The 21,977-nt window shown below is 69.9% G+C and carries 15 protein-coding genes and 3 pseudogenes; 8 read left to right on the forward strand and 10 right to left on the reverse strand.

What is annotated here, in order from left to right:
• The first annotated feature begins 184 nt into the window (after positions 1–184).
• The 4 genes from lnt (at position 185) to OIC96_RS42655 (ending at position 5,193) form a co-directional block, all read left to right on the forward strand.
• Positions 185–1,798 carry an apolipoprotein N-acyltransferase gene (gene lnt, locus OIC96_RS42640; RefSeq protein ID WP_330302689.1) on the forward strand — a complete coding sequence of 538 codons (1,614 nt, stop codon included), beginning with the start codon at positions 185–187 and terminating at the stop codon, positions 1,796–1,798.
• A 55-nt stretch (positions 1,799–1,853) separates the two neighbouring features.
• Complete coding sequence (locus tag OIC96_RS42645) at positions 1,854–2,327, forward strand: NUDIX hydrolase (protein WP_330302688.1); 474 nt, start codon at positions 1,854–1,856, stop codon at positions 2,325–2,327.
• Positions 2,328–2,387: 60 nt separating this feature from the next.
• Positions 2,388–3,188, forward strand: a complete 801-nt coding sequence (locus OIC96_RS42650) for a 3-hydroxybutyrate dehydrogenase (RefSeq protein WP_330302687.1) — start codon at positions 2,388–2,390, stop codon at positions 3,186–3,188.
• A 79-nt stretch (positions 3,189–3,267) separates the two neighbouring features.
• Positions 3,268–5,193: a helix-turn-helix domain-containing protein gene (locus OIC96_RS42655; protein ID WP_330302686.1), complete on the forward strand. Its 1,926-nt coding sequence runs from the start codon at positions 3,268–3,270 to the stop codon at positions 5,191–5,193.
• 54 nt (positions 5,194–5,247) lie between these two features.
• Here OIC96_RS42655 and OIC96_RS42660 read toward each other — a convergent pair whose 3' ends face one another.
• Entirely contained in the window at positions 5,248–6,633 is a 1,386-nt protein-coding gene (locus OIC96_RS42660; RefSeq protein ID WP_330302685.1) for an MFS transporter, read from the reverse strand.
• Positions 6,634–7,171: 538 nt separating this feature from the next.
• On the opposite strand from OIC96_RS42660, the pseudogene OIC96_RS42665 reads away from it, so the two are divergent.
• A pseudogene (locus OIC96_RS42665) lies at positions 7,172–8,407 on the forward strand (SpoIIE family protein phosphatase); the annotation flags it as partial.
• 146 nt (positions 8,408–8,553) lie between these two features.
• Here the strand turns inward: OIC96_RS42665 and OIC96_RS42670 are convergent.
• The gene (locus tag OIC96_RS42670) at positions 8,554–10,170 is read right to left on the reverse strand and encodes a sodium/solute symporter (RefSeq protein ID WP_330302684.1); all 1,617 of its coding nucleotides are present in this window, start codon (positions 10,168–10,170) and stop codon (positions 8,554–8,556) included.
• The gene (locus OIC96_RS42675) at positions 10,167–10,664 is read right to left on the reverse strand and encodes a DUF485 domain-containing protein (RefSeq protein WP_330302683.1); all 498 of its coding nucleotides are present in this window, start codon (positions 10,662–10,664) and stop codon (positions 10,167–10,169) included. Before OIC96_RS42675 ends, OIC96_RS42670 begins: the two co-directional genes overlap by 4 nt.
• Positions 10,665–10,934: 270 nt before the next feature.
• Here OIC96_RS42675 and OIC96_RS42680 point away from each other — a divergent pair, with 270 nt between their 5' ends.
• The gene (locus OIC96_RS42680) at positions 10,935–11,942 is read left to right on the forward strand and encodes an NADP-dependent oxidoreductase (RefSeq protein ID WP_330302682.1); all 1,008 of its coding nucleotides are present in this window, start codon (positions 10,935–10,937) and stop codon (positions 11,940–11,942) included.
• A 255-nt stretch (positions 11,943–12,197) separates the two neighbouring features.
• Here the strand turns inward: OIC96_RS42680 and OIC96_RS42685 are convergent.
• Positions 12,198–13,199, reverse strand: a pseudogene (locus tag OIC96_RS42685) (IS4-like element ISSav1 family transposase); the annotation flags it as partial.
• Between the two features lie 15 nt (positions 13,200–13,214).
• Positions 13,215–13,349, reverse strand: coding sequence for a hypothetical protein (locus OIC96_RS42690; RefSeq protein ID WP_330302681.1), 135 nt, complete (start codon positions 13,347–13,349; stop codon positions 13,215–13,217).
• Between the two features lie 598 nt (positions 13,350–13,947).
• Here OIC96_RS42690 and OIC96_RS42695 point away from each other — a divergent pair.
• Positions 13,948–15,132, forward strand: a complete 1,185-nt coding sequence (locus OIC96_RS42695) for a type III polyketide synthase (RefSeq protein ID WP_330302680.1) — start codon at positions 13,948–13,950, stop codon at positions 15,130–15,132.
• A gap of 170 nt (positions 15,133–15,302) precedes the next feature.
• On the opposite strand, the gene OIC96_RS42700 is transcribed toward OIC96_RS42695, so the two are convergent.
• Complete coding sequence (locus tag OIC96_RS42700; protein ID WP_330302679.1) at positions 15,303–17,471, reverse strand: ATP-binding SpoIIE family protein phosphatase; 2,169 nt, start codon at positions 17,469–17,471, stop codon at positions 15,303–15,305.
• Between the two features lie 501 nt (positions 17,472–17,972).
• Here OIC96_RS42700 and OIC96_RS42705 point away from each other — a divergent pair.
• Positions 17,973–18,624, forward strand: a pseudogene (locus tag OIC96_RS42705) (acyl-CoA dehydrogenase family protein); the annotation flags it as partial.
• A gap of 147 nt (positions 18,625–18,771) precedes the next feature.
• On the opposite strand, the gene OIC96_RS42710 reads toward OIC96_RS42705, so the two are convergent.
• The 4 genes from OIC96_RS42710 to OIC96_RS42725 all read right to left on the reverse strand — a co-directional run bounded on the left by OIC96_RS42710 (position 18,772) and on the right by OIC96_RS42725 (position 21,974).
• Positions 18,772–19,665: an IS982 family transposase gene (locus OIC96_RS42710; protein WP_330302678.1), complete on the reverse strand. Its 894-nt coding sequence runs from the start codon at positions 19,663–19,665 to the stop codon at positions 18,772–18,774.
• A 67-nt stretch (positions 19,666–19,732) separates the two neighbouring features.
• The gene (locus tag OIC96_RS42715; RefSeq protein WP_330302677.1) at positions 19,733–20,113 is read right to left on the reverse strand and encodes a YrdB family protein; all 381 of its coding nucleotides are present in this window, start codon (positions 20,111–20,113) and stop codon (positions 19,733–19,735) included.
• Between the two features lie 387 nt (positions 20,114–20,500).
• Complete coding sequence (locus OIC96_RS42720) at positions 20,501–20,701, reverse strand: hypothetical protein (protein WP_330302676.1); 201 nt, start codon at positions 20,699–20,701, stop codon at positions 20,501–20,503.
• A gap of 1 nt (position 20,702) precedes the next feature.
• Positions 20,703–21,974 (reverse strand): sugar ABC transporter permease, encoded by a 1,272-nt coding sequence (locus OIC96_RS42725; protein ID WP_330309989.1) that lies wholly within the window; start codon positions 21,972–21,974, stop codon positions 20,703–20,705.
• Positions 21,975–21,977 lie beyond the last annotated feature (3 nt).

Genomic DNA, 21,977 nt, shown 5'->3' on the forward strand with positions numbered 1-21,977 from the left:
CCGCATCCGGCCGCAGGTCAGAGGCTCGGGCACACCGTAACGGGTGATGCGCCGGTTTGTGGACAAGTTGCGCAGGAACGTTGCTGCAGATGCGTGCGGAGCGTCCTGCCGGACAGCCGCTTTCCCACCGGGGCCGACGAGACCGTGCTGTCGGCGCCCAGGTCACGCGCCGTACACTCCCCGAGTGACCGCCACCGCAACCACCGTAGACGAGCCGGAACAGCTCGAACCCCAGGCCGCACCCGCCTCGCGCGGTGCCGGACTGGTGCGGCGCCTCGTTCCGGCCGCCGCCGCGACGCTCTCCGGAGTGCTGCTGTACGTCAGTTTTCCCCCACGGACCCTGTGGTGGCTCGCCCTGCCGGCCTTCGCGGTCTTCGCCTGGACCCTCCGCGGCCGCACCTGGAAGGCGGGTCTCGGGCTCGGCTATCTGTTCGGCCTCGGGTTCCTGCTGCCGCTGCTCGTGTGGACCGGTGTCGAGGTCGGCCCCGGTCCGTGGCTGGCCCTTGCGGCGGTCGAGGCGGTGTACATCGCGCTCGTCGGCGCGGGCATCACGGTCATCTCCCGGCTGCCCGCGTGGCCAGTGTGGGCGGCCGCGGTGTGGATCGCGGGCGAGGCGGCACGCGCGCGTGCGCCGTTCGGCGGCTTCCCCTGGGGAAAGATCGCCTTCGGGCAGGCCGACGGAGTGTTCCTGCCGCTCGCCGCGGCGGGCGGCACCCCGGTGCTCGGCTTCGCGGTCGTGCTCAGCGGCTTCGGTCTCTACGAGATCGTGCGCCTGGTCCTCGAAGGCCGCCGCACCCGTGCCGTCCAGCGAGGCGCAGCGGCGGTGGCGCTGCTCAGCGTCGCCGTCCCTGTCGTGGGTGCGCTCGCCGCACGGACGCTGGTGAGCGACAAGGCCGAGAACGGGACGGCGACCGTCGCGGTCATCCAGGGCAACGTGCCGCGTGCGGGGCTCGAGTTCAACGCCCAGCGGCGCGCGGTCCTCGACTACCACGCGCGCGAGACCGAGCGGCTGGCCGCCAAGGTCAAGGCCGGCAAAGTCGCACAGCCCGACTTCGTGCTGTGGCCCGAGAACTCCTCCGACATCGACCCGTTCGCCAACTCCGACGCGCGCGCCGTGATCGACCGGGCGGCCAAGGCGATCGGCGCCCCCATCTCGGTGGGCGGCGTCGTCGAGCGGGACGGCAAGCTCTACAACGAGCAGATCCTGTGGGACCCGGAGAAGGGCGCCGTCGACACGTACGACAAGCGGCAGGTCCAGCCCTTCGGCGAGTACCTCCCGATGCGGTCGCTGCTCGGGGCGATCAACAAGAACTGGACCACCATGGTCCGTCAGGACTTCAGCCGGGGCACCAAGCCGGGCGTGTTCACGATGGACGGCACCAAGGTCGGCCTGGTCACCTGCTACGAGGCCGCCTTCGACTGGGCGGTGCGCTCCGAGGTCACCGACGGCGCCCAGCTGATCTCGGTGCCCAGCAACAACGCGACCTTCGACCGCAGCGAGATGACCTACCAGCAGCTCGCCATGTCCCGCGTCCGCGCCGTGGAGCACAGCCGCACCGTCACGGTGCCGGTGACGAGCGGCGTCAGCGCCGTGATCATGCCGGACGGGAAGATCACCCAGAAGACCGGGATGTTCGTGGCCGACTCGCTGGTCCAGAAGGTGCCGCTGCGCTCCTCCGAGACCCCGGCCACGAAGCTCGGGATCCTCCCCGAGATGCTCCTGGTGCTCGTCGCGGCGGGCGGGCTCGGCTGGGGCGTGGCGACGGCGGTCCGCGGACGGCGGAGCACCGGCGTCTGAGGACCGGGTCCCGGAGCACAACTGGCTCATGGCACCGGCCCATTAGGGTCGGTGCATGGCTACTCCTGATTTCATCCGCACGATCCGTGCCACCGCCGGGCAGCAGCTGCTCTGGCTGCCCGGCGTCACCGCCCTCGTCTTCGACGACGAGGGCAGGGTGCTCCTCGGGCGCAGGGCCGACACCGGCAAGTGGGCGGTCATCGCCGGAATGCCGGACCCGGGGGAGCAGCCCGCGGCCTGCGCCGTCCGCGAGGTGTACGAGGAGACGGCCGTACGGTGTGTTCCCGAGCGCGTCGTCCTCGTACAGGCCCTGAAGCAGATCACGTACGAGAACGGCGACATCTGTCAGTTCATGGACATCACGATCCGTTGCCGGGCCGTCGGCGGCGAAGCCCGTGTCAACGACGACGAGTCGCTGGAAGTCGGCTGGTTCGACGTGGACGCCCTGCCGGAGCTGAACGAGCACGCACGCTTCCGGATCAAGCAGGCACTGACCGACGTACCTACATGGTTCGACCCTATGACCTGAGGCTGAAGTGTGTGTGGTGGCCATATCGGCCGGGGCGAGAGCGCTGCCTAGGGTCGAGACATGACCGCGCCCAGCGCCCTCTCGGGCCCCCACGCCTCCGCCCTCGACCTCGGCGGCCGAACCGCCCTCGTCACCGGCGCCGCGGGCGGCATCGGCCGCGCGTGCGCGCTACGGCTCGCCGCCGCCGGAGCCAAGGTGCGAGCGGTCGACCGGGACGCCGCAGGCCTGGACGCGCTGGCCGAACCGGCCCAGGGTCTCGCGGGCACCGTCGAGCCGCGTGTCCTCGACCTCACCGACCTCGACGCGGCGGAACAGGCCGCCGCGGGCACCGATGTCCTCGTGAACAACGCCGGGCTGCAACTGGTGCGCCCCATCGAGGAGTTCCCGCCCGACGTCTTCCACACCGTGCTGACCGTGATGCTGGAGGCACCGTTCCGGCTCATCCGCGGAGCGCTGCCCCATATGTACGGGCAGGGCTGGGGCCGTATCGTCAATGTGTCGTCGGTCCATGGGCTGCGCGCCTCGGCGTTCAAATCGGCGTATGTGGCCGCAAAACACGGTCTTGAGGGGCTCTCGAAAACCGCCGCCCTGGAAGGCGCACCCCATGGAGTCACCTCGAACTGTGTGAACCCCGCCTATGTGCGCACCCCACTGGTCGAGAAGCAGCTCGCCGACCAGGCGCAGGCGCACGGGATTCCGGCGGAGCGCGTGCTGGCCGAGGTGCTGCTGCAGGACAGCGCGGTCAAGCGGCTCATCGAGCCGGCGGAGGTCGCGGAGGCGGTGGCCTATCTGTGCGGTCCGCAGGCGGCCTTCATCACCGGTACGTCGCTGGCGCTGGACGGCGGCTGGACCGCGCACTGAGCCGGAGCCGGTCAGGAGCACGTCATGAGTTGTCCACAGGGGCCCTGGTGCCGGGCCGCCGATGCGTAATCCTGTGAGCATGTCCCGCGATCACGTGCAATCCGCCGAGCGCTCCGCCGACAGCGCCGAGGCGCCGTTTCTGGAACTCCTGGCCAGAGGCGCGTCCGCCGACGCGTACGAGCAGCCGGTGCTCCTCGCCCGCGCCGAGGGCCGTCCGCCCGAGCGCATCGCCGCGCTCGAACAGGCCAAGCTGCTGGCCCTGCGTGTGCGCTCGGAGATAGAGGGCCGGCGCCGCCGTGAGGCCGAGCTCTCCGCGCTGTTCGAGACCGCGCACGACCTGGCGGGCCTGCGCGACCTCGATGCCGTACTCCGGGCGATCGTGCAGCGGGCCCGGTCACTGCTGGGCACGGACGTCGCGTATCTGAGCCTGAACGACGCGGCCAGGGGCGACACCTACATGAGGGTCACCGAGGGTTCGGTGGCCGCACGCTTCCAGCAGCTGCGGCTCGGCATGGGGGAGGGACTGGGCGGACTCGTCGCGCAGACCGCCCGCCCGTATGTCACCGACGACTACTTCAAGGACGAGCGTTTCCAGCACACCGGGGCCATCGACGCGGGCGTACGGGACGAAGGGCTCGTCGCGATTCTCGGCGTGCCGTTGATGATCGGGCCGCAGGTCATCGGGGTGCTGTTCGCGGCGGACCGGCGCGCGCGGGTCTTCGAGCGGGAGCAGATCGCCCTCCTCGGCTCGTTCGCGGCCCTGGCCGCAGCGGCGATCGACACGGCGAACTGGCTCACGGAGACCCGTTCCGCCCTCGACCGTCTGGGCCGCGCCAACGAGATCATCCGGGACCGCAGCTCAGTGATCGAGCGCGCGTCGGACGTCCACGACCGGCTCGCCGAACTCGTGCTGCGCGGCGGCGGGGTCCACGACGTGGCCGCCGCCGTGTCCGAAGTCCTCGACGGCACCGTCGAGTTCGCCGAGACGGGCGACGCACCGACCGCCGCTCTGGAGGCATCCCGCGCCGAGGGCCACGCCGTGCGGCACGGGGACGACTGGGTCGCCGCCGTGGCGGCCGGCGGCGAACTGCTCGGCACACTGATGCTGCGCGGGCATCCGGGCCTCGACCCCGTCGACCAGCGCACCCTGGAACGCGCCGCGATGGTCACATCACTGCTCCTGCTCGCCAGACGCTCCGCCTCTGAGGCCGAACAGCGGGTCCGCGGCGAGCTGTTGGACGACCTGCTGGACGCCCGCGACCGCGATCCGCGTCTGCTGCGCGAGCGGGCCGCCCGCCTGCACGCCGATCTCGACGGTCCCCATGTGGTGCTGGCCGCCCGGCTCGACGCCACAGCCGCCGATGCCGACCAGGAGGCCGCCGCCCGCAGACGCCTGTGGTCCGCCGCCTCCCATCTCGCCACCACCCGGCACGGGCTGGCCGCGGCCCGCGAGGGCGGCACCGTCCTGCTGCTCCCCCTCGGCCCCGGCGACACCGCGACGACCCTGGCCCGCCGTACGGCCAGGGACCTCGGCACCGCCGTGCGTGAGGGGGTCACCGTCGGCGCCTCCGCGCCCGTCGAGCAGCTCGCCGCCCGCCCGGACGCCGTGGTCGCGGCGTACGCGGAGGGGCAGCGCTGCCTGGAAGCCCTGCGTCTGCTCGGCCGGGCCGGAGACGGCGCCGCCGCCGAGGACTTCGGGTTTCTGGGGCTCCTGCTCGCCGGCGACCGGGACATCTCCGGCTTCGTCGACCGCACCATCGGCCGGGTGGTGACGTACGACGAGCGGCGGGGCACCGATCTGCTGCGCACCCTCGACGCGTACTTCGCGTGCGGCATGAGTCCGGCGCGCACGAAGGACGACCTGCATGTGCATGTGAACACGGTCGCGCAGCGGCTGGAGCGGGTGGGGCGGCTGCTCGGGGACGACTGGCAGAGCCCGGCCCGCGTGCTGGAGATCCAACTCGCCCTACGGCTGTACCGGTTGTCGTCCGCAGCTCCGCACTGACCCCCGTACACGTCAGCCGCGTACGGGGGTCAGTGCGGGCGTGGGGTCGGGGGTTCAGGCGGTGCGGGCGTCCGCCGTCGGGGCAGCCACGGGCCGATCGTCGGTCGGGGCGTCGACCTCGGCCAGGTCGCGGTGCCGTGTCTCCTTGGCGGCCCCCACCGCGATCAGCGTGACGACGGCCGCCGCGATCACATACAGGGAGATCGGTGTGGAGCTGCCGTAGTCGGACAGCAGGGCGGTCGCGATGAGCGGTGCGGGCGCGCCCGCCGCGACCGAGGCGAACTGGGCGCCGATCGAGGCACCCGAATAACGCATCCGGGTCGCGAACATCTCGGAGAAGAAGGCGGCCTGGGGCGCGTACATGGCGCCGTGCAGCACCAGGCCGACGGTGACGGCGAGGACCAGGTTCCCGAAACCCCCGGTGTCGATGAGGGAGAAGAACGGGAACATCCACAGGCCGACTCCGGCGGCGCCCAGCAGATAGACGGGCCGGCGGCCGATCCGGTCCGAGAGCGCGCCCCACGCCGGAATGACGGCGAAGTGCACGGCGGACGCGATGAGCACCGCGTTGAGCGCCGTCTGCCTGGAGACGCCGGCCGACGTGGTGGCGTACACGAGGATGAAGGCGGTGATCACGTAGTAGCTGATGTTCTCCGCCATCCGGGCGCCCATCGCGACCAGCACGTCGCGCCAGTGGTCACGCAGTACGGAGACCAGCGGCAGCTTCTCGGGCTCTTCGGCCCGCGCCCCCTTACGGGCCTCGGCCTGCGCCAACGCCTGCTTGAAGACCGGCGATTCATCGACAGACAGACGTATCCACAAACCGACGGCCACCAGGACGCCGGAGAGCAGGAACGGGATGCGCCAGCCCCAGGAGCCGAAGGCGTCGTCCGACAGCGTGGCGGTCAGCAGTGAGAGCACACCGGTGGCCAGGAGCTGCCCCGCGGGCGCCCCGGTCTGCGGCCACGAGGCCCAGAACCCGCGCCGCCTGGCGTCCCCGTGCTCGGACACCAGCAGGACGGCGCCGCCCCACTCGCCGCCCAGGGCGAAGCCCTGCACCAGACGCAGCGTGGTGAGCAGCACGGGGGCGGCGGCGCCGACGGTCGCGTGCGTGGGCAGCAGGCCGATGGCGAACGTCGCCCCGCCCATCAGCAGCAGGCTCAGCACCAGCAGCTTCTTGCGGCCGAGCCGGTCGCCGTAGTGCCCGAACACGAGCGCGCCGAGCGGCCGGGCGGCGAACCCGACCGCGTACGTCAGGAACGACAGCAGCGTGCCGACGAGCGGGTCGGAGTCCGGGAAGAACAGCTTGTTGAAGACGAGGGCGGCGGCCGAGCCGTAGAGGAAGAAGTCGTACCACTCGATGGTGGTGCCGATGAGGCTGGCGGCGACGATGCGCTTCAGGTTGTTCGGCGACGGTGGAGCGGGTGCTGCGGAGGCCATGTGCGCCACTTCCTCGTGTGTGGTGGGGACGGGTACGTGTCGGAACACCGTAGGAATCCGCACGTCAGGCGCACATGTGGCGGGACAACATACTTCGGGGCCGGAGTGTAAGCGTGGCCTCCACGTCTGCCTCGCGAAACCCGGACCAGGGGAGGACTAGGGGCTTTACGGGCGGCAGAACCAGCGGTGTCAGAGATGCGAAATTCGGGGTGATTTGACGGCGCGGTGCTGGCTCCGGTGCTGATTTTGTGCTGACTGAAAGTTCGAGTTCAGACGTGTCGCCCGGTGATGCCGGATGACGACGCACACCATTTCCCCAGTTCAGCTGGCTAGGGCTCCGCCACCCGGTACCGGCCTGTGTCGGCCCTCTACAGCGCGTCCGTGACCACTCCCGTGACCACGTGACCACCGCGCCGCCGACACGACGACGGCCCCGCCTCGGCGACTGCAACGCCGGACGGGGCCTTGATCCGAACCCCTTCGGTACAAGGAGCCCAGACCATGCAGGACCGTATCCCAGACGGCCCCGTGCGCGAGGCGTTCGAGCCGCCCCGATCCCTTCGAGGCGGACGATCTCATCCTTGCGCAGGAACTCGGCTCGCGCGCCGCCGTCGCCATCGACAACGCCCGGCGCTTCACCCAGCAGCAGCAGACCGCGTTCACCCTGCAAAGCAGCCTTCTGCCCCGGGCGGTCCCGGACCAGCCAGCCGTCGAGGTGGCCCTGCGGTACCTGCCGGCCAGCGCGGCCCCGGGCCTGGGCGGCGACTGGTTCGACGTCATTCCCCTGTCCGGGGCTCGGGTCGCCCTCGTCGTCGGCGACGTGGTGGGACGCGGCATCCACGCCGCTGCCACGATGGGCCGGCTGCGTACCGCCGTACACACGCTCGCCAGCCTCGACCTGGAACCGGACGAGGTTCTCTCCCGCCTGGACGACCTGATCACCTTGCTGGCGGCCGAACAGGAAGCATTCGGCGAACGGCCCGTGGGCGAGCAGGTCGTCGGCGCCACCTGCCTGTACGCCGTGTACGACCCTGTCTCCCGGCGGTGCTCCGTGGCCCGCGCGGGCCACCCGCCTCCGGTGGTGACCGGTCCGGACGGACAGGCGGCCCTGCTCGACCTGCCCGCAGGCCCACCTCTCGGCCTGGGCGGCCTGCCGTTCGAGGCCCGGGAGATCGACCTGGCCGCGGGAAGCCTGCTGTGCCTGTACACCAACGGAATCATCGGCGAGCGCAACGTCGACGCAGACATCGGCCTGAGCAAGCTGTGCGCAGCGCTCACCCGCCCTGCGGACGAGCTGGAACGGACATGCCAAGCCGTGGTCGACTCGCTCGTGCCCGCGCACCCCAGCGACGACATCGCGTTGCTGATCGCCCGCACCCGCATGCTGCCACCGGAGGATGTCGCCTCCTGGCAGCTGACGCTGGAGCCTCTCGCCGCCGCCCGGGCTCGGGCATTGACCTCGGCCAAGCTGACCGAATGGGGCCTGGAGCACTTGGCGTTCAGCACCGAGTTGATCGCCAGCGAACTGGTCACCAACGCCTACCGGTACGCCAGTGGCCCTGCGACCCTGCGGCTGATCCGTGAACGGTTTCTGGTGTGCGAGGTCAGCGACACCAGCCACACCGCACCACACCTGCGCCGCGCGCGTACCACCGACGAGGGCGGGCGTGGCCTGTTCCTGGTGGCCCAGATGGCCGAACGCTGGGGCACCCGCTACACCCGCGAAGGCAAAACGGTGTGGACCGAGCAACCACTGGCCGGCACGCTCACCTGACCGTCGCAGGCCATCGCGGTCGCCGACTCACACAGCGGCGCGTGTGTCGGCATACGGCTGCCGTGGGGCCCGTGCGGGGCCTTGCCCTGGGCGGACTGAGGCGGCGGGAGCGAGGCCGCCTGCCCGGTCCGCCCCCGCCACCTTGGTCATTCGGCTGCGGCGAGCAGACGTGCCTCGCTCTCCTCGTACAGCCGCTGGCTCTCCCGGCTGTCAGCGCCGCGGCGCCGGTGGTCCAGACGGCTGCCCAGCCAGCCCGCCAGGTAACCGAACGGGATGGAGACCAGTCCGGTGGACTGCATCGGGAACCAGTGGAAGTCGGCGGTCGGGAAGACGGCGGACGGCGTGCCCGAGACGGCCTTGGAAAAGACCATCAGCACCAGCGCGCAGGCCGCGCCGCCATAGAGGGTGGCGAGCAGGCCGGTGCGCGTGAATCCTCTCCAGAACAGGGAGTAGGTCAGCGCGGGAGCCACTGCGGATGCCCCGATGCAGACGGCCAGAGTGGTCAGCACGCCGACGTCCCATTTTTGGACCAGGGTGGCGAGCCCGATGGCCACGGTTCCCACGGCCACGCTCGTCCACGCCGCCACCATCATCTCCGTACGCGGCTCCGCCTGTCCCTGTCGCGCCGCATGGGCGAACAGGTCGTGGGCGAGCGACGAGGCCGCGGCCAGGGTCATCCCCGCGACCGAGGACAGCAGAGTGATGAACACCATTCCCGCCACGGCCGAGTAGAGAATCGTCGCACCCGCGGAGGCGGGGGCCCCGCCGAGCACCTGCGACAGCATGAGCACCGACGTCCTGCCATGCGGGTCGGCCGCGATGATGGACCGCGACCCCACCAGGGCTGCCGCGCCCGTACCCAAGATGATCACGAGCAGGCAGAAGGTGGTGACCGTGCCGACGGCCCACGACATGGAGCGACGCACGGCCGGTACGTCCTGCGCGGAGAACAGACGCATGGTGATGTGGGGCAGGCAGGCCACGCCGAGAACCGCGGTGATCTGGAGACCGACGAAGTCCAGCCGGTCGCCGGCCGAGGTGCCCAACTGAAGGCCCTGCTGTAGGAAGGCGGGGCCCGTGCCGCTGCCGTGCTGGGCGGCCCTGAGCAGGTCTCCGGGGTTCCAGCCGAAGCGGTGCAGGACCAGGGCGGCGACGACGACGCTGGTACCGAGCAGGATGACGATCTTGATCATCTGAAGGAGCGCGGTTCCCCGCATACCGCCGAGCGCCGCGTAAATGATCATCAGGCTGCCGACGATGACGATGCATGCCGTCCTGGCTCCCGCCCCGTGCGGGATGTCCAGGATGAAGGTGAGCAGCGACCCGGCCCCGGAGAGCTGGACGACCAGGAAGGGCAGGGTCGCCGAAAGCGTAACGACGCAGGAAGCGATACGCACGGCCCGCCCGGGCATGGTGCGGGCCAGGACGTCGCCCATGGTGAACCTGCCGGCGTTGCGCAGAGGTTCGGCCAGCAGGAACATCAGCAGCACCAGGGACAAGGCGGTGCTGACCGTGAGGACATAGCCGTCGTATCCGGCGAGCGCGATGATGCCGCTGGTACTCAGCACCGTGGCCGCGGAGATGTAGTCGCCCGCAATGGCCAGGCCGTTCTTGAACGGGGTGAGCGAAAGGTAGCCGGTGTAGAAGTTCGTCAGGTCGTCGCGGTCCGGTCCCGTCATCACGCACATCAGCAGCGTGACGGTGACCAGGGCGGTGAAGAGGACGAGGACGGTGGCCTGCGACCCGGAGTCGAAGTCGGTCATCTCGCCACCCCCGGGGCCCGGCCGGCCGCCCGCTCCCTGACGGTGCGGGCCAACGGGTCCACCGCGCGTTGTGCGCTGCGCTCGTACGAGAAGACCGCCGCGAAGGTGACGACGAGCTGAAGGACCCCCAGGGCTATTCCCAGGCTCAGCTCCCCGGTGATCCTGGCCCCCATCAGCCCCGGTGCGTAGCAGGACAGCACCACGTACACCACGAAGGAGCCGAGCGCGGTGATCGTGGAGACCCGGCGGAGCACCCGGTAGGCCGAGCGAAGGGCGGCGAGGTCGGCGCTGTGGCGATGCGTCTCGTGCGCGTACGGTTCCTGCCGGGCGGCTTGCCCGTACCAGTCGTACGGAGAGTCGTCGTATCCGGACGGGGTGGGCTCCCGCCCCGGACCCCGCCCGTACGGCTCGTACCGAGGGGCGTGGCCGTACGGCTCGGTCCGCGGCTGCGGCCATTCCGGCTGCGGGTAATGCTCGTCATCGGGATATGTCATCGCGTGGCCTTCCGATGCGGCTCGGATCCTTGGGGGCGGCTGGTGGAGAAGGGTGTGCGCACAATACCGACTGGTTGGAATGCTGGGCGAGCCTGCGGGGAGTCACTTTTTGGGCTCGACGTGGCGTCCGGTGGGCGGCGTCCATCGACGGCTCGACGGCCTGTGAACCGTAGACGGGTGACGGGCGGAGCGGCCTGTGGCGTATATCACGGCAACCGACGTACCTACTGGTCGGTATGGTCAGGGGTAGCCGCAACGACAGGAGGCGCGATGTCTGCGACCAACCGCCAGATCCGACTGGCAGCCCGCCCCGTGGGCGAGGTCGAACCCGATGACTGGGAGCACTGTGCGGGGCCCGTCGACGAACCGGGCCCGGGCCGGTTCACGGGCCGCACGCGCGTCATCTCCCTGGACCCGGCGATGCGGGGCTGGCTGGACGACCGTCCCTCCTACCTGCCGCCGGTGGGCATCGGTGAGGTGATGCGCGCCGGATCGGTCATCGAGGTCACCGCCTCCAGCCACCCCGACTTCCAGCCGGGTGATCACGTAGTCGGAATGTTCGGCGTCCAGGAGCACGTGGTCTCCGACGGCAACGGCGCCATGAAGATCGACACCTCCCTCGCCCCGCCCTCGACGTATCTGGGCGCACTGGGCATGCCCGGTATGACCGCCTATTTCGGCCTGCTGGACGTCGGGGCGTTGAAGGACGGCGAGACCGTCGTGGTGTCGGGGGCGGCCGGCGCGGTCGGTACCATCGCGGGTCAGATCGCGAAGGCCAAGGGCTGCCGGGTGGTGGGCATCGCCGGTGGGCCGGAGAAGTGTGCGTTGCTCACCGACGAACTGGGATTCGACGCAGCGATCGACTACCGCGCCGACGACGTCAGGAAGGCGCTGCGCCGGCACGCCCCCGACGGCATCGACGTCTACTTCGACAACGTGGGCGGCGACATCCTCGACGCTGCCCTGACCCGGCTGGCGATGCACGCGCGCGTCGTGGTCTGCGGTGCGATCAGTCAGTACAACAGCGCCACCCCGGTCAAGGGCCCCTCGAACTACCTGACACTGCTGGTGCGCCGCGCCCGGATGGAGGGATTCGTCGTCTTCGACCATGCCAAGCGCTATCCACAGGCCGCGCAGGACATCTCCGCCTGGATCGCCGACGGCCGCATCAAGGTCAAGGAGCACGTCGTGAGAGGGAGCGTGGACGACTTCCCCGAGACGCTGCAGATGCTCTTCCGTGGCGAGAACGTCGGCAAGCTCGTCCTGGAGCTGGCATGACGGCCGCCGGGAGCGGGGCCGCGCTTTAAGGGTCGGCGAGGCCACTGCAGTGGCCTCGCAGCAGTTTGACTCTCTGCAGTGGTCAGCAGATCGGGCCGCTCGCCCTGGTCGGCCTCGGCCTGGCGGACCCATTGCCACAGGGCTTTCTTGTGGATGCCCAGGTCCCGGACGGCGTGCGAGACGGGGCGGCCGGGGTCCTCACCTCGCGGAGGGCTCGCTCACGCAACTCGTCGGGGTACTTCCAAGGCCGCGTAGTCAAGGCGAGTTCACGGTTGTCAACGCCCCGGAGACGGGGTCGTGCTGGCAGCCGGACGTTTTCACTCGTCGTCAATCGCGTAGACGCCGCGGGCGATCCTGCGGAGGATGCCCTCGTGGACCCACCCGCCGAGTTCGGCACGTAGTCCGCGTGCGTCGTCCAAGCCGATCCCCCGGGCGATCTCGCAGGCGCGCCAGGAACGTGCCGGGTCGGTCCGCATCAACTGCAGCGTCCGGTCAAGTCGACCCACCGGGGCCTGTTGACTCTGGTCCACGGTGATGGTCACGTCGCTGATGCGGGCCGCGCCGAGGACCTGGGCCTGGTCCGGCGGTGACGCGTACCGGGAGATCGGGCGCTTGACGCGGCGCGGGGCGATTCGCAGCCGATGCGACGGCAGCAGGTTCTCCAGAACAGCCTGTCCAATCCGGCCTGGTTCTCCGTTAGGCAGCACGCCTGCAGCGGCGATGACCTGGTCCTTGGCGGCTTCCAGGGGGACGGTGAACGAGGTGCGGTCGGGTCGGTTCCGGGCCTGGATTCGGCAACCTCCGCCATGGTCCGAGGCACAGCCTGAGCGGCCAGGTGTGCTCATAGCTCCTGCTGGACACCGGCCGGGTCCTGGGAGCGCAGCAACAGTCCGGTCTGCAGCGTGTGACGCAGGGAGTGGAAGGCCGACTCGATCTCCCAGCGTTCGTGGTGGAGCGCGGCCAGTCCGGCGGCGGGATGGCGGCAGTGATCGAGGAGGGTGTGGCCAATCGGTAGTGTCCCTGCAGCCGCAGTCCTTGGGCGGTGGTTACGGCGATGAGCGCGTCGATGATCCGCAGCCGGACCCCGTTGATCCGTGTCAGATACGTTCCGTCGGGCAGCGGCGCCCAACGGGCCGGGGTGCGGGCCCCTTTGAGTCGGACCAGCAGCTGGGCGGGCGACCGACCCGATCGGTGGGCCATCTCGACCATGTCCGAGGGCCTTTGCCCCCCCGTGGCCGCAAGGCCGGCCGACAGTGGGTGGGGTCCGGGGGCTCATGACTCGCGCAGCCAGTCGTCGGCCATTCCGTGCTCGGTCGGTCCGGTGGCCTGTGTGTGCCTGTCGTCGAAGCGGTAGGTGAGGTTGTCCACGACGTCGACGACACCGTCCAGCGGGCGCGTCGGACCCACCGCGACGGCGGCGCTGCGCCGCTTTCCAGCTGCCCGGTGAGCGTGACCGCACCGTCGTGGACGGCGACTTCGGAGATCTGGGGGCTGAGCCGGAGCGCGTCGGCGAACACCTCACGTTGCACGGCCTGCCAGATCTCCTCGGCGGAGCGCAGGAAGACCTGGAGCAGGTCGCGGCGGGTGACGATGTCGACGAGCCGGTCTTTTTCGTCGACCATCGGGAGTCGTTCGATGCCGTGTCGCGTCATCAGCCGGGTGGCCTCCGGCAGGCCGCCTCCGCGGGACCGTCACGGCGGGCGCCGACACCAGCCGGCCGGCGGTGCGCGCCCGGACCAGGCAACCCCCCGACTGACGGCGAGTCAGGTAAGACCTGTGGAACCGCTCTGAGGGCCCCTCTGTTTCAGCGGTGTGTGCCGTATCACGCCCTCCAAAGACCGCCCAAGTTGTCTTAGTCACAGCATAAATGCCCCTTTCGCGTCCATGCTCGACCTGGACAGCGACTCCCGAAGTGGAGCCCATCGGCATGGGCGCGAAGTTCCAAAGCGGCCCATGACGCAGCCCTCGTGACGTTCCTCCTTGTTCCCCTGGAAAGGTGCCCATCATGGCCGCTTACCTCTGTCCTCCTGCCGTGATTCACGGCGAGCACGCCGTGGAGACCAGCCAGATCGTGGCGGAGGTGCGCGACCGGCACCCGCATGCGGCGTGGGCGCCGCGGATCGACGGCATCGCGGCCAGTACGGGCATCGAGACCCGCGGGTGGATGCTGCCGCTGGAGACCGCCGTCGCGCCCGGCGCCGGCAGCGGCCTGCAGGCTGTCGGCATCGGGACCGCCCAAGAGGCGCTTGAACGCGACGGGTTCACCCAGCAGGACGTGGACCGCGTGATCGCCACCCTCGAGGCGATACCCGCGCCGCAAACCGTCCAGGAGCGCACCGCGCCGGCCTGGGAGGCCGTGCAGTCCTACGGGGAGCGTGCGGCGCGCGGGGCCCTGCAGATCGCCGGGCTGGACGCCTCGGACATCGACTGCCTGATCACCAGTCACTCCACCACCCCGGCGCTGCCCGGTCTGGACATCGCCCTGGCCAACAAACTTGCGCTCCGCGACGACGTGATGCTGCTGCCGGCCACGCAGTGGGCCTGTGTCGCGGGGACCCGCTCCCTGGCCCTGGCGGCTGATCTCGTGGCCGCGGACCCCGATCGGGTGGTCCTGGTCGTGATCGCGGAGGCGCTGAGCACGACCTACCAGCCCGCGGACGACACCCTCGAGTCCCTGATCGTCCGGTTGCTGTTCGCGGACACCGCTGTCGCCGCGGTGGTCACGGGCCGCCCGAGGCGCGAGTCGGTGCTGCGGCTGGACGCGGCCTGGCACCACACCGTGCCCGACACCCAAGACCTGCACTGCCTGGAAACGCGGGCGGACGGCACCCACTTCGTGATGGACCGGCGCGGGCCGCGCGCCGTACAGGAGACGGTCACCGCGATGTGGGAGTGGCTGCGCGTCCGTTACCAAGACGACCCCGACTCCTGGCACCCCGACGTGCTGCTCGCGCACCCCGGAGGGACCCGGGTGCTGGAGTACATGGAGCAGACGATGCCCGACGCGTGGCCGTCCGGGCTGCTGGACTACAGCCGGGACAGCTACACCAGCGGCAACCGCGGAGGCGCCGCCGTGTTCGACATCCTGAGGCGGGCGCACGACGCCGGACAGAAGTCGGGCAGTCGCGCCGTCCTGTACGCGGCGGCACCGGGCCTCACCGCCACCGCCCTGGAAGGGGAGTGGCTGTAGTGCGAGCCCGCGCCACCCGTAGCAGCGAACGGGCCGCCCGCATCACCGGTCATGCCACCGGTACCGCTGAGGGCGCCGTCCGTACCGTCGGTGGCGCCGGCTGACGCGCACGCCGCCCCTGCCCTCGCCGCGCTCGCGTACGCCCGGCCGCGCCCCGCCCCGCAGCCGCGTCATCTTGCGACTTCCGCCCAGACCACCTTGCCGGTGTCCGTCCACCGCACCCCCCACCGGGTGGTGAGCCGGTGCACGATGTGCAGGCCACGCCCGCCGTCGTCGAGGAGGCCGCCCCGGCTCAGACGCGGCCTGCCGTTGCCGGTGTCGCCCACCTCGCACAGCAGGCCGTGACCACCACCGGCCCTGATCAGTCGTATCGTGATGGGACCGGCGGCAAAGCGCACCGCGTTCGTGACCAGCTCGCTGACCAGCAGCGGCACGTCGTCCTGGGTGTCGCTCCTGGTGTGCCATTGCCGCAGCAGTGCGGAGACGTGCGCGCGGGCACGGGCGGGCGCGTCGTCGCGAGCGGGTAGCCGCCAGGTCGCGGTGTCCCCCTTGCGGTAGCCGATCATGCGCGCGAGCAGCAGGGTCACGTCGTCGCGCTGGCGCACGGGCGCCAGCGTGGAGACGACGTGCCGTGCGGCCTGCTGCAGGGCATCCCAGGGGTGCACCGTGGACACGGCATCCGCCAGCCTGCTGATGCCCTCGTCGATCGACAGGGCCGGATCCTCCACCAGGCCGTCGGTGTAGAGGGCGAGCAGGGAGCCCGGGGGCGCGTCGAACGTGTGCACGTCGAACGGCTCCCGCAGCGCGAACTCGGCGCCCAGGCCGGGGTGAGGGCGGACCGCGAGCGGGCCCGCGTGCCCGTCTGGAAGCACCAGCACCGGAGGGAGGTGGCCCGCGCTGGAGAGCGCCAGGTGGCGGCTGACCGGGTCGTAGAGGGCGATGCAGCAGGTAGAGCCGAGGGCGCTGTAGCCGGCCGCCAGCCCGGACTCCGCGTCGTCCAGCAGCGTCACGGTCTCGTCCAGGTGCTCCAGCACCTCGTCGGGTGCCAGCCCCGCGGACAGCAGCGCGCGGGCCTCCATGCTCAGCTGGCCCATGGTTGCCGCGGCTCCCAGGCCGTGCCCGACGACGTCACCGACTACCAGCGCGGTACGGCCGTCCGGCAGCGGAAAGCTGTTCACCCAGTCGCCGCCGACGCCCGCGCTGTCGGGCGTGGCGGGCTGGTAGACGCTGGCGATCTCAATGGTGTGGCCGCCGGTCCGGGGCAGCAGCCGGCGCTGCAACGCCAGCACCTGCGTGTGCTCGCGCTGGTGTTGACGGGCCAGGTCGACGTGATGGGCGGTTCTGGCCACCAGTTCCTGCAGGTCGAACAACTCGCTGTCGCGGAAGGGGCAGTCCGCCCGCCGCCAGACCTCCGCCACGCCCAGCACGACGGGTGGCGCGCCGTCCAGGACCAGCGGTACGCACGCCACACTCGCCGACATGTCACCGGGCACCAGGGCACGGATCACTCGCTGACTGCCGAGTAGCCGCTCGACCGCCTCCCGGTCGGGTATGACGATGGGCTGCGGGGCATCGTCCCGCCGTACCGCCTGTGCCAGCAGGCGACTCGCGTCGCTCGGAAGATCGCCGCCCGGAGTCACGTAACCCTCGGGCCACGCCCGGTCCGGCACCAGGGCTGCCCGCCGTAGCCGGATGCGCCCCTGCGCGTGCTCGGTGACACCCTCGCCCGTCCACACGGCGAAGTCGAGGTCGACGGCGGCCACGTCTCCCCAGGCCAGCAGGGACTCCGCCAGCGACTGCGCGGTCTCGCCGATGTCCAGCGAGGTGCCGATCGCGGTCTCGGCGGCGTACAGGTGCAGCCTCCTGGCCATGGCGATCACGGAGACGGTCAAGCCCTCCTGAGGCGGCGCGGCGGGCAGGATGCTCAGCGAGACCACCAGCTCCGACCCGTCGCCGCGCCGCAGGCGCTGGATCCGGGCGACGTGCGCCTCACCGATCTCCAGGACCTGCCGCAACCGCCGTGTGACCGTCGGTACGTCCCCGGCGGGCAGGAGATCGGCGAAAGGACTCCCGGCCACGGCGTCCAGACCCGCGAATACGGGGGCGTCCAGATTGCTGCGGGTGATTCTCAGATCCCTGTCCAGGATGACCACGCCGAGAATCTGATCCTGACGGTCGGCTGCCGGGTTGTCGGGTACGCGTTGGCTGGTGGCGCGGTCGCCCCGCGCGCTCGCAGGACCGGCCGCCGCTGCCGCTCCGCCGCGCGGGATGTAGCGCCCCAGGGCGCTGCTGACCTGGTCAAACGGCGAAGAGGACGAGGGGGAGGGTGTGGAGTCCATGCGGCTCCCTCAGCAATCCCCGGCGCAGCGCCTGTACTCGGACCTGTGCGTCGGGGCACCGAGATCCCTGACCGCACACCTCATTGAATAACACCGGGGGTCGCTTCGCCCACACCAGCGGATCGCGCGGTGAACGCTGACCATGAGGGAATGCCGCGGCTGGTGGGGCCGTGCTCACCTTGCCGGGGGCGTCGCCCGCAAGGATGCGACGACCGCCGCAGGACCACCGGGCGCCGACGCCGACGGTGATGGCCGGTCCGAGTTCGCTGTAGAGGCGCGCACAGGAGCAGCATCATCAGGCCGCCCCCACGTTATGCAGACCTGCCGCCCGCGGGATGCCGGGCATTGCACTCGGCGGGGCGGTAGCCGGACCTCTCATCAGCGTCTCTGACGGCGCCTCTCGGGACCGGTGACATCACCCCCCCGGGTCATCCGCTCCAATGCCGTTGCTTTTGGGGTGCCGGTGGTGTTGAGCCATGCGTGTTGGTGTCGCGTCTGGAGCGGCTGATCGAGGACTACCGGACCCGCGCGTGGCTCGGTGACTTCCTCGCCTTCGCAGCGAAGGAGCGCCTGTTCGCCACCTTTCTGACGCCGTCGTCCGTTGCGGGGGAGGGGGAACCGGACAAGCGGTGGGACACCGCCCGGACCGCCGCGCTCAACGAGATCCTGGGCTTCTACGGCCTGGACCACTGGTACGCCTGGCAGGTCACGATCCTCGACCTCGGTCCGGTCTGGCAGAGCGACAACGCCGCCGCACTCGTCTCCGTCTTCGGCCGCCGTACCGACGTCGAGGGGCCCGACGGCTACGTCTTCTTCGCCGCCGACAGCCGTCACCCGGCCCTACCACCTGGTCAAGAACGTCGTCGACTCCTCGAAGTTCAACCTGTGCACCGCCTCGATCGGCATGTGCGAGCACGCGATGTACGAGGCCGTCACCCACGCCCACAACCGCCTCCTCTACGGCCGTTCCGTCACCAGCTTCCCGCACGTGCGGCGCGAGCTGACCGACGCGTACGTCAGGCTCGTCGGCATGAAGTCGTTCAGCGACCGCGCTGTCGACTACTTCCGCTCCGCCGGCCCCGACGACCGCCGCTACCTGGTCTTCAACGCTATGACGAAGATGAAGGTGACCACGGAGGGCGAGAAGGCGCTTGGTACTGAAACACGGCCTCTTGACCCACGAGGGCGCTGGGTCGCACGTCATCAGTGAGCAGGCCGCGTACCCGTGCTGGTTCGGTGCTGACTTCGAGGCCGCAGACGAGACAAAACCGCAGGCCCTAGACGAGCAAGTCCTATGTGCTCAGTGATCAAATGCGATGAGGGAGCGCATGATGGGTGCTCCGGTCTTGTGGTTGTGCCAGATCGTGGCGGCCATGGCGAGGATGCGCTGGGCGACGCGGACGGCAACACCCTCGTGAGTGCGGCCGCCGTGCTGTTCCAGGCCCAACTGCCCCTTGAGCGTGTCGTTCACAGACTCGATCAGCTGGCGTACGGACTTGAGCAGTCTCTCGCCCTTGCGCTTCTTCTCCCGCTTGAACGACGGCCTCAGCAGCTCGATGCCCCGCATCGCGAGATCGTTCTCGAACTCCTTGGAGGCGAAGCCCTTGTCGGAGATCAGGAGGAGTCCGGGCCTGTCTGTGACCAGGCCGGCCTCGACGTCAAGCATGGACTGCAGTACTTCGCGCTCATCCATCTTCGGGTTCGCAAGGGCCCACAGGATCGGCATGCCAACCGGCGTGCAAACCAGGTACAGGCGTAGGCCCCAGAAGAACCGGGAGTGGGACGCGCAATACCCATATCCGGCCCAGCCCACCATCTCCGAACGTTTCGCTGTCGGCCGGGACATCCCACACGGCACTGGTGTCGAGTCGACGATCCAGTGGTTGTCGAACCAGAAGTCCGTGTCCACGGCGAGCATCCGTATCGCCTTCTTCACCAGTGGCAATGCCGCCTTGAGGCGCTTGTTGTACCCGGACTGCTGCGGCAGGTACGGGAACATCGCGGCCAAGTGCGTGTGCCCGTACCGCAACCAGCGCGTCTCGGAATGGAAGCCGAGCAGCGCCTGCGCGACCGCGAGGGTGACCAGCTCGGCATCGGCCAGCTGCGGCGGCCTACCCATCCAACGGCTGGCTTCCAGCTCATCATCGACCTTCACGTACAGCGCGGTCAGCAGAGTGTCCAGGTCATTCGTCACGCAACGATCTTGGACACCCTCCGTGTGTTCCCGAACGCACCGCGAACCTGATACGGCTGGGGCGGACTCAATGCCTGACCAGCCACAAGACCCGGTCCCACGACAGCAGGTGGTACACGACCAGCACACCGGCGAGCATCACGGCGAGAGTGCGGGATCCCGCCGCGTACAACGCCGCCGCACCGCCGAAGAACACAGCCAGCTCCAGCAGGAACCGCAGCGGACCAGGTGTCGCAATCACCGTCCCCCCGGACCGGGATGCATCGTCTGGGGTGGCGAAGACTCCCCACAGCACGGCCACGATCAGGGGAACGGCAACCACGCAGACATACCGCAGGAAACCAGGCACGACAGCCCATGCCCAGAGCCCGAAGCACACCAGAGCCACCAGCTCCAACACGAACCTCACACCGAGAGACAACGGGTGAAAGCCATACCCGGACGACATACGCGCAGTTCCCTCCGTCGTAGTCCCTCCAGGATCACAGACCACCGCACGGGAAGTTCAAGAACGACCAGATCAGACATCGGACTTATTCATCTAGTTCTGAACGGATGAGTTGTCGTACCACTCGATGGTGGTGCCGATGAGGCTGGCGGCGACGATGCGCTGGAGACTGGCTGGCGTTGGTGGAGCGGTTGCTGCGGAGGCCATGTGCACCACTTCCGGATGTTCGCTGGGGACGGGTCGTGTCGGGACACCGTAGGAAGGCGCAGGTCAGGCGGACATGTGGTGGGACACCATAGTTCGAGGGCAGGGTGTGCGTGGGGCCTCCATGCCATGACGCTGAAGCCCGACTCGACGGGACGCCGTACCCGCTGTGGATCCTTTGCGTCAGGTCACCGTTGCGGCCCGGTCGCGCCCGACGGCCAGGAGGTGCTCGCCCCGTTCCTCCGGAGCGCGACGGAAGTCGGCGTTCGGGCCGTAACCGGTGTCCGCGACCAGCATCGGGGGCCGTAAGCCCAGGGCGGCTCGCGCAGAACCGGCTGGGCGCCGGCTCCGGACTGTGCGGCGGGGCCCGTGAGTTCGGGTCACGTCAGGCCCGCCCGTGTGCCTCCTGCGAGCGTCGTGACAGTGAGTCGATGACCACTGCGGCGAAGAGCACCCCGCCCGTGATCACGAACTGGAGGGCGGCGGGAGTGTCCGTGATCGCCATGCCTGAGGCGATCGACTGGATGACCAGGATGCCGAGCACGGCGGACCAGGTCGTACCGCGTCCTCCGAACAGACTGGTGCCACCGATCACGGCTGCTGCGATGACATTGAGCAGCAGGACGCCCGAGCCTGAACTCTGGCTCACCGAGGTGATGCGCGAGGCCAGGAACAGGCCGCCGACCGCGGCCATGGTCCCCGAGACCGCGAGCACCGCGGTCTGCACCCGCGTCACACTGACACTGGCGCGACGGGCTGCTTCGACACCGCCGCCGAGTGCGTAGACGTACCGCCCGTAGTGCGTGCGGCGGAGAACGACGTCGAGGCCGGCCACCACGATGAGGAAGATCAGGAGGGCGAGCGGCAGGCCCTGGAACTGGTTGAGCACATAGGCGGAGGGGAACGCGATCACCGCGACCACTCCCGTGCGCACCGCGATTCCCCGGAGCGAGCGGTGCGGCATGCCGGCGACCGTGCGGCGCCGTCTGGCCAGGTAGGACACGAGGAAGACCATGCCCGTGCTGACCGCCGCGAGTCCGTAGGCGGCGCCGTCGTTGGTGAAGTAATAGCTGGTCAGCTTGGCGACGAGTCCGTTCTCGTCGAGGTTGACGGTGCCGCTGTTCCCGAGGATGGAGAGCATGACGCCGTTCCAGGTGAGCAGCCCCGCGAGTGTGACGACGAACGCCGGTACCCGGGTCTTGGCGAAGGAGTAGCCCTGGACGGTTCCCGCCGCGGTACCCGCGAGCACCGCGAGGATCAGGGCAAGCCATTCCGGCACGCCGTTGTTCACGTTCAGAACGGCGAAGACAACCGCCGCCAGGCCGCTGATCGAGCCGACCGACAGATCGAGCTCACCGATCAGCAGCACGAAGACGATGCCGACCGCGATCATGCCCGTGCCCACGATGTCCACGCTGAGATTGGACAGGTTCCGGGGTGAGAGGAAGTTTTCGTTGAGGGCCTCGAAGGTGATCCAGACCGCGGCGAGGACGAGGACGACGGGGAGCGATCCCACTTCACCGGCGCGCAGCTTGCGCCTGAAGACGGCTACCCAGCCCTCCACGGCATGGGCGACGGCCCGCGCGCGGTGCGGCTGACGGGCCTCGGCGGTGGGTGCGGCGGGTTCGGCCTGCGTGTCGTCCGCCCTGTTACGCATCTC

This window comes from Streptomyces sp. NBC_00775, from assembly GCF_036347135.1.
In the GTDB taxonomy this organism is placed as follows: Bacteria; Actinomycetota; Actinomycetes; order Streptomycetales; family Streptomycetaceae; genus Streptomyces; species Streptomyces lutosisoli.